The sequence below is a fragment of the Micromonospora humidisoli genome (assembly GCF_016900955.1).
GTDB classification, from domain to species: Bacteria; Actinomycetota; Actinomycetes; order Mycobacteriales; family Micromonosporaceae; genus Micromonospora; species Micromonospora wenchangensis.
On the sequence record NZ_JAFEUO010000009.1, the window covers coordinates 169,690 to 181,664 of the forward strand.

Sequence of the window (11,975 nt, forward strand, 5' to 3'; positions counted from 1 at the left end):
GCCCCGCCGGCCGTTGTGGGGGCATGACCACGACGACCGGGCCGACCACCGACAGGCGTACCGCCGTGCACCGGCTGCTGCTGCGCCTCGCCGGGCAGGCCCCGGACGAGGTGGTCAGCGCGGCCCGGCAGTGGCTCGCGGCGGGTCAGTTGGCCGAGGTGGCCCAGGCGGTGGCGTTCACCTGCCTGACCGGGGGCGTCGGGCTCACCGCGTCCGAGCGTGTCCTGCTCACCGGGATCCTGCACGACACCGGCGCGGACGGCGACGTGCTCGCCGGACTGGTCACCGGCGAAGCCCCGCCGGTGGCGTACGGGATGGCCCCGGTGGGCCCGCAGGTGCTGGCCGGGGCCGACGGGCGGATGCCGTACAGCATGGACCTGACCGTCGGCGGGGACGGCCCCGGCGGGCCCGACGACCTCGACCGGGCCGCCGTCGCCGCCGTGACCGCCGCACCCGGGCCGGTGGGGCTCTGGCGGTCCTGGCGGTACCCGGCCGTCGCCGCGCGGTATCCGCAACCGAAGCGGCTCTACCTCGTGCAGGGCCCGGAACCGGTGGCCCTCGCCGCCCGGATCGCCACCACCCTGGAGGCGGCAGGTGAACGGCATCCGCTGGTGGAGGTCTTCGGCGAGCCGACGGACCTGCCGGAGTACCAGCGGCGGGCGTTGGCCTACTCGGCGCTGCTCTGGGCGGACCGCCCCGCCACCCCGCTGCGGCTGGCCACCCCGCCGGACCCCGCCGCCCCACCCGGCACCCTCACCGACGACGAGGCGGAACGGGTCGTCGCCTACCTCGGCGCGGGGGTGCCGCTGCTGGCCAGCCCGCACCGCTCGACCGACGGCTTCGACCCGGCGTCGGCCGCCGACCCGGTGCCCACGGGCGTCCGGGGCGACGGCCGGTGGCTGTGGTCGGAGGCGGTCACCTACTACGCCGACCAGTACGGGTTCGCCCCCGAACCGGACCTGCTCGCGGCGATCCGGGCCGCCGACTACACCGCACCGACCCTCGACGCGGTGGCGGTGCACCGGTCGCTGTCGTACCTCTTCGCGGCGATGTGCGACCCCGACCGGACCGGGATGAACCAGCATGCCGAACCCGCCGTTGTGGAGGCATGAGCGTGCCGTCGGCGATGCACCGGCTCCTGCTGCGGATCGCCGGGCAGGCCCCCGCCGCGTTGCTCGGCACCGTCCGCGCCGGGCTGGCCGACGGTGCGGTGACCGAGGTGGCCCGGATGGTGGCCTTCGCCGCCCTCGCCCGGCAGATCCGGCTGACCGACCCCGACGTGCTGCTGCTCACCGGGGTGCTCATCGCCGCCGGTGTGCCCGACGACCTGCTCGCCGACCTGCCCCGCGCCGGGGACGACCACACCCCGCCGTACACCTGGACGCCGGACCCGCCCACCGGGCGTGCGCCGACCGGAGGCGGTCACGCCGCCGGCACACCCGCCTCGGCCGCAGAGGTCCAGGGCACGTCCGGCGGGGAGGTCCAGGCCGTCTCCGGCGGCCTGGACGAGGTCGACCGGGCCGCCGTCGACGCCCTCGGCAACGGGGAGACGCAACCCGTCGGGCTGTGGCGGGTCTGGCGACGCCCCGCCCCGGCGACGCCGTACCCGCCGGCCACCCGGGTCTACCTGGCCCAGGCCCGCGCCGGGGCGGTCGCGCTCACCGCCCGGCTCCAGGCCGCCCTGGTGGCGGTGGGGGAGACCGACCCGCTGGTCGAGGTCTTCGGGCACCTGGCCGGGCTGCCCGCGTACCACAGGCGTGCGCTGGCGGGGGCCGTCCTGCTCTGGGCCGCCCGACCGGCCGAGCGGGTACGCGTCGCGGCGACCTTCGACACCCTCGACGCGACCGGGAACCCGACGTTCGGCCCCGACCGGGCGCGACTGTCGATCGAGGAGGCGAACCGCGTCGCCGGCTACCTCGCCGCCGGAGTTCCCCTGCTCACCGGCGTGGCCCGGGTGCCCGACGTGGTGACCCCGGGCCGTACGGTGCCGGTCGACCTGCTCGGCGACGGCCGGTGGATCTGGTCCGCCGCCACCGGGCACTACCTCACCCGGTACCGGATCGCCCCGGACGAGGGCCTGCTGGCGGCGATCCGGGCGGCCGGCTACGCGCCCCCCGACGTGGACGCGGTGGCGGTGCACCGGTCCCGGGCGGCGCTGGTCGAGGCCACCGGCGTGGTCGGACGGTCGGCGGGCTGACCGGCGATGACCGACCCTCGTGAGCCCGTCCACGCCGGCACCGTCGGTGCGGTGCTCCTCGTCCATGCCGCCACGGAGCCCTACGCCGCCCTGGCCGGGGTGGCCGCCAGGTTGCCGGCCGATCCGGACCGTACCGTGGTGCTCTGCTCGACGACCGTGTCCGCCCGGCCGGACCTGTTCGACCTCCTGGCCGACCTGCTGCCCCGCCAGCTCGGCGGGTCGGCCGCCGGGTTCCGGCTGGTCCCGCTCGGCGGCTACGCCGACCCGGCGGCGGTGCCGGGCCGGGCGGCCGGGCTCGCCACGGATCTCGGGATCGATGGGGCGGTGCCGCTGGACGCCCCGGCCGTGTCCACCCGGGCGGTGCCGGCGGCCCGCCGGTGGATCGTCGCCGACGGCGGGCCGGCCCGACCGGAGCAGCCGCCCGCCGCCTGGTGCCCACCGCCCGCCGGACCGTCCGGACCGTCCCGACCCGACGGCGGCCCCGAGGGGTGGCTGGTCGCCCCGGTTGGGGACGGCTACACGTGGCTGCCCGCCGGGTGGCCACCGCCGGCAACCGGGCCGCACCACCCCGGACCCGCCGGGCCCGCCGGGTCCGCGCTGGCTGCCGAACCTGTTCCTCACGCTGTGCCTGCCCCGTCCGGCGGGCCTGCCCCGTCCGGCGGGCAGGTTCCGTCCGGCGGGGGCGCGGAGCGGACGGGTGACGGTGGCCCGGGAACCCCCGGTGGCGTGCCGGGACGGCCGGTCCCCGGCGGCTGGTCGTTCCTGCCCGCCCCTGCCGACACACCGACGGTCGGCACGCCGGCGGGGCGGGACGACCCCGCGGACCCGGGACGACAGCCTCCGGGGCCGCTCGACGTGTTCCTGGTCGAGGTGGCGCTCGGTGCTGGCGGCTTCCAGGTGGCCGGCCGACCGGTGCCGCCCGGGGTGCTCGCCGGTCACCTCGTGGCCCTCCGGCGCGACGGACGACCCGTGGTGCTCTGTGGGGACGTGCCTTACCCCGCCGCCGCCGGGATGCTGTTCGGGGCCCTCGCCGACGCCCTCGGCGCTCCGGTCGTCGCCGGTGACGCCCGGGTAGAGGTCACCGCGTCGGGGCTGCTGACCACCACGGGCACGTTCCGCCGGTGGCGTCCCCGGTCGGCGGCCGGCACCGCCCGGACGGTGACCGACCTCGGTCCGGTGCTCCCCACCCCGGCCGCCCTGCCCACGGGGCCTGCCACGCCACCTGTCGCGCCCGGCACACCCGAACCGCCCGCTGCCGCGCCTGCCACGACAGGTGCCGCGCCTGCCGTGACCGCCGCCCGTCCGGCCGGGCCGGCCGCCGCGCCGTCGGACGGCTCCGGTGTGGCAGGCGACACCCCGGGCGTGCTCCTGGTCGGCGTGTCCGCGTCGGCCGTCGACCCGGCGGTCGTGCCGGCGGACGGTGCGCACCGGTGGCAGCGGCTCGCCGTGCCCCGGCTCGACCTGCTGCGGGTGGCGTCGCCGGCGGTGACCGGGGACGGCGCTCCGCCGGCCTCGGAGCCGACGGCCGCGCCCCCGCCCGTCCCGCAGGACGCCCGGCCCGGCCCGACCGCGCCGCCCGCCGCAGCCGACGACCCGGTGACCGTGCCCCCCGGGCGGACGGACACCCCTGCCGGGTCGCCCGGGCCGCCGGCCGGCCGGCCGGAACCGGTTCCCGGCCCGGTGGCCGGCGACCCCGGCGTGCCGCCGGTCGTCGTTCCCGGGCCGCGTCCGGCCCCGCCGGGCCCGACGCGGGTTCCGGTGACGGTCCGGCTGGACGCAGGCACGCCCACCGCCGGGGACCGTACGGCCCTGCGGCGGATCCTCGCCGGGCGCTACGACTCGTACACGCAGGTGGTGACGCGGACCCTGGCGGAGGAACCCGGCCTGCGGGTGGCTGCGGTGAGCGCGCCGGACCTGCCGGCGGGCCTGGTCGCCGTTCGTGCCTACTGCACCGGCGAACGGGAGGCGGTGAACGCGGTCCTGCGTGGCGACGCCGCGTCGGCCGACGATCCGACGGCGCTGGCCCGCTGGGTGGGCTACGGACTGCGTCGCCTGCCCGTGGTCTTCGGCCCGGTCTTCCGCGCCGCGACCGGCCCGCCGCCGGGCGGCTACCCGCCCGGCACGCTGCTGGTGGAGCCGGCCTTCCTCGACGTCGACGCCACGCCCACGCCGGTGCCGGACGCCGGGGTGCAGTTCGTGATCTGGTCCGTCGGCGCCCGCCGGCTGGGCGGTCTCGGCGCGGCCGGCACCGGGGCCCGCGCCGCGCCGGCCGGCGTCCACACCGGACCCCGGGCCGACGGTACGGCGGTCTTTCCCGCCGGGACCTGTTTCCAGGTGCTCGCGGACGAGCCGGTGGGCGACGGTGGGCCGCGGCAGGTCTTCCTGCGGGAGTTGCCGGGCGGCCGGCCGGCCCCGGGCGGGGAACAGACGCTGCGGCGGTTGCGGGCGGTCGCCGGGGTGGGCGATGCGGCAGACGGCGGCACCCCGCCGTTGCCGGTGGGGATCGGCGTCGACGGGGCGGGGCGGTTGTTCGCCCTGCCGTCGGGGTGACCGCGGTGGCGGCGGGCGGCACGACGCGACCCGCCCGCCGCCGGCCGGACGGCGGCGGACGGTTCCGGTGGGCGGACGGGACGCGGGGCGCGGGATCAATCAGACGAAAGTGTGGTGAGGGGTGAGCAGCACCGTGATGGCGGTTTCCCAGACGGAGCCGGGCTGTCAACCGACGATTGCCGGCGCGTTGGCGGTCGCCCCGGTGGGCGCCACCGTCGTCGTACAGCCGGGGGTGTACCGGGAGCAGGTCCAGCTCGGTGGCGACGTCACGTTGATCGCCGAGGAGGGGCCGGGCACGGTCACCATCGACGGCGGTGAGGGGGTGGCGCTCTTCGTCGGTGCGGGCGAGGTGACGTTGCACGGGATCGAGCTGGTAGGTGGCGGTGGGCAGCTCCCGACGGTCCAGGTCGGCGGCGGTCGGCTGGAACTCACCAGGTGCGGCGTACGGGCCGCGGGCGTCGTCGCGGTGCACGTCCCCCGTGGGGAGCTGTCCATGCGGGACTGCCGGGTGGGCAACCCCGCCGGAGCGGGTCTGCTGTTCGAACGCGCCGGCACCGGCGAGGTCGTCCGCACCACGGTCGCCGGGATCGGCACCGTGGCGGTGGCCGTCGCCGGGGGCGACCCGGTGCTGCGCGGGTGCACGGTCACCGACGTACGCGGCACGGCGGTGCTGTGCACCCGGGGCGGCCGGGGGCTGGTGGAACAGTGCGTGGTCACCGCCGTCGACGGCCCCGGCCTGCTGGTCGAGGACGGCACGATCCGGCTGGTCGACACCCGGATCGTGGACACCGCCGGCCCCGCGGTGCTGGTGACCGGGGGCAGCCCCGAGCTGACCGGCTGCGAGCTGCGTACGGCGACCGGCCCGGCGGTGCTGGTCGACGGGACGGCCGACCCGACGCTGCGCGACTGCGTCGTCGGGGCCGGCAGCGGGCACGGGCTCAGCGTGCAGGCCGCCGCCACCGGCAGCTACCTGGGGTTACGGGTCGAGGTGGACACCGGTGCGGCGGTGGTGGCCAGTGGCACGGCGGCACCCCGGATCGAGGGCGGCACGCTGACCGCCACCGACGGGGTCGGCCTGCTCTTCGCCGACGCGGCGACCGGCAGCGCCCGGGAGGTGACGATCGTCCGGACCCGGTCCGGACTGCTGGCCCGGGGCACCTCCCGGCCCGAGGTCGACGACCTGACCGTCACCGCGCCGACCCAGGAGGGGCTGCGGGTCGCGGAGGCGGCCCGGCTCCGGGCGCGACGGGGAGCGGTGACCGACGCCGGCTCGGCCGGGGTGTCGGTGAGCGACGGGGAACTGACGGTGGAGGGGATGACCCTGCGCGACTGCGCCACCGGTCTCGTCGTGTCGGCCGGGCGGCTGCGGGCCACCAGCGTGGACGTGCTCGGCAGCCGGGGTGCCGGGCTGACCGCGCAGCGCGGGGCGACGGTGCAGCTGCGGCGCAGCCGGGTGCGGGGTAGCGACGGCCCGGGGGTGTGGTTGGCCGGCGAGTCGCAGGGTGAGGTGACCGGGTGCGAGGTGTTCGGCAACACCGGACCGGGGGTGCTGGTGCAGACCCGTCGGCCGGTCCGGCTGGTCGACACCGCGCTGCGGGGCAACGGGGGCGGTCGGCTGCGTACCACGGTGGACGACGCCGCGGTGGAACTCGTCGGCACCGACGCCGGTCCCGAGCCCACCGGCCGGGCCGGTGACCCGCTGCCCGCCGGCCCGGCGGACGGGCCGCACCGACCGCCGGAGCCGGCCGGGCGACCCGACCCGGCGGTCCCGGCGCGCGCCGCCGAGCCCGCCGTGCCGGCGACGCCGTCGGCCGGTGCTCCGCCCGCCGACGACCCGGCCGCGCCGCTGCTGGCCGAACTGGACACGCTGGTCGGCCTGGCCGGGGTGAAGCGGGAGGTGGCGACCCTGGTCGGGTTGCACCGGATCAGCCGGCGACGGGCCGCCGCCGGGCTGCCCGCCCCACCCATGTCCCGGCACATGATCTTCGCGGGTGCGCCGGGCACCGGGAAGACCACGGTGGCCCGGCTCTACGGCCGCATCCTGGCCGCCCTCGGCGTGCTGCCCGGCGGGCAGCTGGTCGAGGTGGCCCGCGCCGACCTGGTCGCCGAACACATCGGCGGTACGGCGGTGAAGACCACCGAACGGTTCAGGGAAGCCATCGGCGGGGTGCTGTTCATCGACGAGGCGTACACCCTGGCCCCGGTCGACGGCGGCGGCTCGGGGCACGACTTCGGTCGGGAGGCGGTCGACACGCTGGTCAAGCTGATGGAGGACCACCGCGACGAGGTGGTGGTGATCGTCGCCGGTTACTCGGCGCAGATGCGTACGTTCCTGGCGGCGAACCCGGGGTTGGCCTCCCGGTTCTCCAAGACCGTCGAGTTCGAGAGCTACACCTCCCCGGAGCTGGTGCAGATCGTCGAGCGGCTGTGCAGCAGCCACCACTACGCCCTGGAGTACGACACCCGGATCGCCCTGGAGTCGTGGTTCGAGTCGATGCCGCGTACCGGGTCGTTCGGCAACGCCCGGGTGGCCCGGCAGACCTTCGAGGAGATGGTCAGCCGGCAGGCGTTCCGGCTGTCCGGCAGCGGCGCCGCCTCCGGGGTGGAGCTGGCCCAGCTGCTGCCGCAGGACCTCGACGAGTCGGCGGCCGGCCCGCCCGACGACGAGCCGCCCGCGGGTGCGGTGGACGCGCTGCTGGCCCGGCTGCACGCCATGATCGGGTTGGACGCGGTGAAGCAGGAGGTGGCCGACCTGATCGACCTGCTGGCCGCTGCCCGGACCCGGGTACGGGCCGGCCTGCCCGCGCCGTCGGTCTCCCGGCACCTGGTCTTCTCCGGGCCACCGGGAACTGGCAAGACCACTGTCGCCCGGCTCTACGGGCAGCTGTTGACCGCGCTGGGGGTGTTGCGGGGCGGCCAACTGGTCGAGGTGGCCCGCGCCGACCTGGTGGGCGAGTACGTCGGGCACACCGCGCACCGCACCCGGGAGGCGTTCGAACGGGCCCGGGGCGGGGTGCTGTTCATCGACGAGGCGTACACGCTGGCACCGCCGGACGCCCGCAACGACTTCGGTCGGGAGGCGATCGACACGCTGGTGAAGCTGATGGAGGACCACCGCGACGAGGTGGTGGTGATCGTCGCCGGTTACGAGGCGGAGATCGCCCAGTTCCTCGCCGCGAACGCCGGGCTGGCCTCCCGGTTCTCCCGCCGGGTCCACTTCGCCCCGTACACCGCCGACGAGCTGGTCGCCATCTTCGAGGGGCTGGCCCGCGCCGGCGGGTACGACTGCCCCGGGGACACGCTGACCGCGCTGCGCCAGCACTTCGAGCAGGCCCCGCACGGTCCGGCCTTCGGCAACGGCCGGTACGCCCGCCAGGTGCTCGACGAGGCGGTGACCCGGCAGGCGGGTCGGCTGCGTGGGCTGACCGGGCCGACCGTCGCGGACCTGCGTACCCTGCGGGCCGAGGACGTCACCCCGGTGGCGGCGTCGCATGGCTGACCGGCCCGGTGGCACGGTGTGGCGGCTGCGGCCGGTGGACCGTCCGCATCGGAGCCGGCCGCGCCGCCGGGCCACGGGCGGCATCAGCGGCAGCGGGTCCGACGGTGCCCCGTATGCTCTCCTGGATCGACGTGGGACCGGAGCTGCGGGCGCGCCCGCGCGGCCGGTCACGCGGACGGTGAGCGTGCTGGGGAGGCACCGGTTGGCAGGTCTTTCTCGCGGGCCGGACGCGGACGCGCCGGGCGGGGCGGGCATCGGGGTGGCGGCAGCAGTCGACCCGGACGCGTCGGCCGTCGACGCCGGGCCCCCGCCACCCGCCCCCGACCTCGCCCCCGACGCGCGCCTGCGGGAGCTGCACGCGGTGCACGCCGAGCCCCTGTTCCGGTTCCTGCTCCGGCTGGCCTCAGGTGAACGGCAGCTCGCCGAGGATCTGCTCCAGGAGACGATGATGCGGGCCTGGCGCAGCATCGACAGCCTCGCCGCCGACCTGGAGACCCAACGGCGCTGGCTGTTCACCGTGGCCCGCCGGGTCGCCATCGACGTGGCGCGGGCCCGGCAGGCCCGCCCGACCGAGGTCGGCGCGCTGGACCTCAACCGGATTCCGGCGACCGCCGACGTGGCGGAGCGGGTGGTGACGGCGCGGACCATCCGCGACGCGCTGCCGAAGATCAGCGTCGAGCACCGTCGGGTGGTGGAGGCGGTCTACTTCCGGGGGCTCTCCACCGCTGAGATCGCCGCGGAGTTCGGCATCGCCGAGGGCACCGTCAAGTCCCGCGCCCACTACGCCCTGCGCGCGTTGCGCGCCGTCATCGGGGAGGTCGACGGTGCGTGAGGCGTCCACCACGACCGCGATGGCATACGATGACGGCGGCGGGGCCGCGAGGCGCTGCCTCCCCGAGCAGAGCTGACAGGCCATGACCGACCTCCGAAGCGACAGCGACGCCCCCGGTCCGGTGGCCCACGCCCCCCTGGAGCAGTGCGCTCCCTACCTGTGGGGTGACCTCGATCCGCAGGACGAGTGGGAGTTCGAACGCCACCTCGGCACCTGCACGATCTGCCTCGACGAGTGTGACCGGCTGGCCCCCCTGGTGGGGGCGTTCGCGGGGCTGACCCCGGGCGAGATCGCCGACCTGCGTACCGATCCGGTCGACGTCACCGCACCGGCCCTCCCGACCGCCACCCCGACCCCTGACGCCGTCCCGACCTCCACCGCCGTCCCGGCCCTCGGTGAGGCTCCGGCCCCCGCGCCCGCCCCCGACCTGCCGACCCCCGAGCCCACGTCGGTCTCCGAGACGCTGCCGGCCCCCGGACTCCCGCCGGCCGCCGCGTCGCGCCCGGGACCGGCGGACCGGCCGCCCTCCCGGGACGCGGGCGGGCGGGGTCCGGCCGGCCGCGCGTCCGACCGGTCCCGGCGGGGTCGACGGCGGTGGCTCGTCGCCGGCACGCTCGCCATGGTCGCGGCGGTGTCCCTGGGGGTGACCCTCGGGCAGCGGCAGCAGGGCGGCGCGCCCGACGCCCGGCAGTCCACCGTCAACCCGGTCGCCGCCGGGGTGACGGTGGAGGGGGTCGGTGCGGCCACCCGGTTGTCCGTCACCGTCTCGGCCCGCCCCGACGGCCCCGGGTCGGCTTCCGACGTACGGGCCACCGTGCTCGGCCTGACGGCGGGGGTGGAGTACCGGCTCTATGCGGTCGCCGCCGACACCCGCACCTACCAGGTGGCACAGTGGACGGCGACCGCCGGGCCGCAGGAGGTCACCGGGGAGATCCCCGCCGCCGTCGACACGCTGGCGTTCTTCGCCGTCGCGGAGACCGACGGGACGGCACTGGTGTCGGCCCGGATCGGCCGCCCCGCCGGCCCCCGCTAGACCTTCACCCGCGTCCACTTCTGGTTGGCCTCACCGGTGCACGTCCACAGTTGCAGGCCGGTGCCGTTGGCGGTGGACCAGTCCCGGATGTCGACGCACCTGCCGATCGCCGAGTTGACCAGGTCACCGGAGCCGTTGATCCAGAATTTCTGCGCCCAGCCGCCGTTGCAGGTCGCCAGCTGGATGCGGGTGCCGTCGGCGCTGGAGGCGTCCGCCAGGTCCATGCAGAGCGACCCCATCCGGATCGTGCCGTCGCCGCCGAACGTCCACTTCTGCCGGGCCGAGCCGTTGCAGTCCCAGATCACCAACTGCTGGCCGTCCACGGCCGACGGGGCGTACAGGCAGGTGCTGCCGTACCCGCGGATGCGGTAGCCGGTGGAGGCCGCCGGCGCCGGCGCGGGGGTGGTCGGACGGGCCGCCGCCTGCGTGGACGGGGCGCCTGCCGCCGGGGCGGGTCTGGTCGGGTTGACGCCGGCTCTGGTCGGGTTGCCGGCCGGGCCGGGGCCCGCGCCGGCGGGCGTGGGCGGCAGGGCCAGCACCGGGCCCCGGGTGCCGGCCGGCAGTGGCGGACGCGGGGACGGACGCCCACCGAGCCGGGGGTCCTGGGCGTAGAAGGCGGCGTAGGCGAGGACCCGGCCGGCGTTCTCGTCCACCGTGCCCAGGTCGGGTGCGCCGCCGGCCTGTACCCCCGGCCCCCACTGGAAGGCGGCCAGCGCGAGCGGATACGGGTCGGCGGTGAGCCCACCCAGGTCGGTGGTGAGGGCGCACATCGTCTTGCCGAGCGTGGCGATCGCCGTCGCGGCGTCCCACGGTGACTGGCCGGCGGTCGCGTAGCGGCTCCACACGGTGGGCAGGAACTGGGCGATGCCCTGCGCGCCGTTGGGGCCGAGCAGGTTCGGGTTGAACCCGGACGCCGCCATGAGCTGACCGGCGATCTTCGCCGGGGTCACCGCCGGGCAGGTCCGGCCGGCGGCGAGGATCGCCGCCAGGTGCTCGTCGGGGATGGGGCGTGGCGCGCTGCCGGCGGGCGGCGCAGGTGGGGCGGGCGTCGGTGAGGCGTCCGCCGCGTCCGGGTCGAAGTCGGGCTGCCGGGAGTACCACTCGGCGTAGCCGACGACGGTCCGCACGTACCCGGCCGCCGCGTCGGGGACGCCCCGGTCGGCCTGGACGGCGGGCATCCCGGAACGGTGCGCGGCGAGCGCGAGTTGCCAGGTGTCTCCGTCGATGTCGCCGTGCGACACCTGCCCGACGAGGTCGCACATGTGGTGGGCCAGCGCGACGATGTTCGCGGCGACGTCCAGCCGGGGCGCGTCGGGCCAGGGCAGCCACCGCTGCCAGAGTTCGTCGGTGAGCCCGGCCACCCCGGAGCCGCCGTCGTCGGTGCGGGCGTCGGCCACGAACCCGGAGGCGGCCATGAGCTGACCGGCCAGCCGGGGCGCGGTGAGGGTCGGGCAGGAGAGCGCGGCCTGGGCGATCAGGGGCACCTGCTCGGCGGGGACCGGTTTGCCCTCCACGGTCTGGGCGGTGGCCGTGCCGAACCCGGTGCTGGCGGCGAAGCCGGCGAGGACGGCGAGCGCCAGCGCCATCAGCCCGGCGACGATCCGCGCCACGATCGGCGGGCCGGGCAGGCGGGACATTGCCCGTCGGACGACGCCGGCCAGTGGTGACAGCCGTTGCCGCACCCCACCGACGAGTCGTTCTAGCCGCCGGCGGTGGGACGTGGAGGTCAGTGGCACCGGTGCGCTCCTCGACAGGCTGTGGCTTCGACCTCTCAACGCACTGAGCCAGCCGAAGGTTCAGTCGGATCAGTGTGGAGTTTGCCGGGTGCCGGTGATCGTGGCGCTGCCGGGGTGGATGGTCCGGG

Annotated in this window: 7 protein-coding genes; 6 read left to right on the plus strand and 1 reads right to left on the minus strand. The window is 77.0% G+C overall.

Features of this window, described 5'->3' with window-relative positions; genetic code table 11:
• The first annotated feature begins 23 nt into the window (after positions 1-23).
• The 6 genes from JQN84_RS28050 to JQN84_RS28075 all read left to right on the plus strand — a co-directional run bounded on the left by JQN84_RS28050 (position 24) and on the right by JQN84_RS28075 (position 10,111).
• A complete protein-coding gene (locus JQN84_RS28050) occupies positions 24-1,112 on the plus strand; it encodes a hypothetical protein (protein WP_204961571.1) in 1,089 nt (362 codons plus the stop codon).
• Positions 1,109-2,197: a hypothetical protein gene (locus JQN84_RS28055; protein ID WP_204961572.1), complete on the plus strand. Its 1,089-nt coding sequence runs from the start codon at positions 1,109-1,111 to the stop codon at positions 2,195-2,197. Before JQN84_RS28050 ends, JQN84_RS28055 begins: the two co-directional genes overlap by 4 nt.
• Before the next feature lie 6 nt (positions 2,198-2,203).
• Positions 2,204-4,747 (plus strand): hypothetical protein, encoded by a 2,544-nt coding sequence (locus JQN84_RS28060; protein WP_204961573.1) that lies wholly within the window; start codon positions 2,204-2,206, stop codon positions 4,745-4,747.
• 121 nt (positions 4,748-4,868) lie between these two features.
• Positions 4,869-8,246: an AAA family ATPase gene (locus tag JQN84_RS32435; protein ID WP_204961574.1), complete on the plus strand. Its 3,378-nt coding sequence runs from the start codon at positions 4,869-4,871 to the stop codon at positions 8,244-8,246.
• Between the two features lie 202 nt (positions 8,247-8,448).
• Positions 8,449-9,078, plus strand: a complete 630-nt coding sequence (locus tag JQN84_RS28070) for a sigma-70 family RNA polymerase sigma factor (protein ID WP_239486327.1) — start codon at positions 8,449-8,451, stop codon at positions 9,076-9,078.
• 82 nt (positions 9,079-9,160) lie between these two features.
• On the plus strand, positions 9,161-10,111 hold the full coding sequence (locus JQN84_RS28075; protein ID WP_204961576.1) for a hypothetical protein: 951 nt from the start codon (positions 9,161-9,163) through the stop codon (positions 10,109-10,111).
• Here JQN84_RS28075 and JQN84_RS28080 read toward each other — a convergent pair.
• Positions 10,108-11,847 carry a ricin-type beta-trefoil lectin domain protein gene (locus JQN84_RS28080; protein ID WP_204961577.1) on the minus strand — a complete coding sequence of 580 codons (1,740 nt, stop codon included), beginning with the start codon at positions 11,845-11,847 and terminating at the stop codon, positions 10,108-10,110. The two genes, JQN84_RS28075 and JQN84_RS28080, sit on opposite strands and share 4 nt — an antisense overlap.
• Positions 11,848-11,975 lie beyond the last annotated feature (128 nt).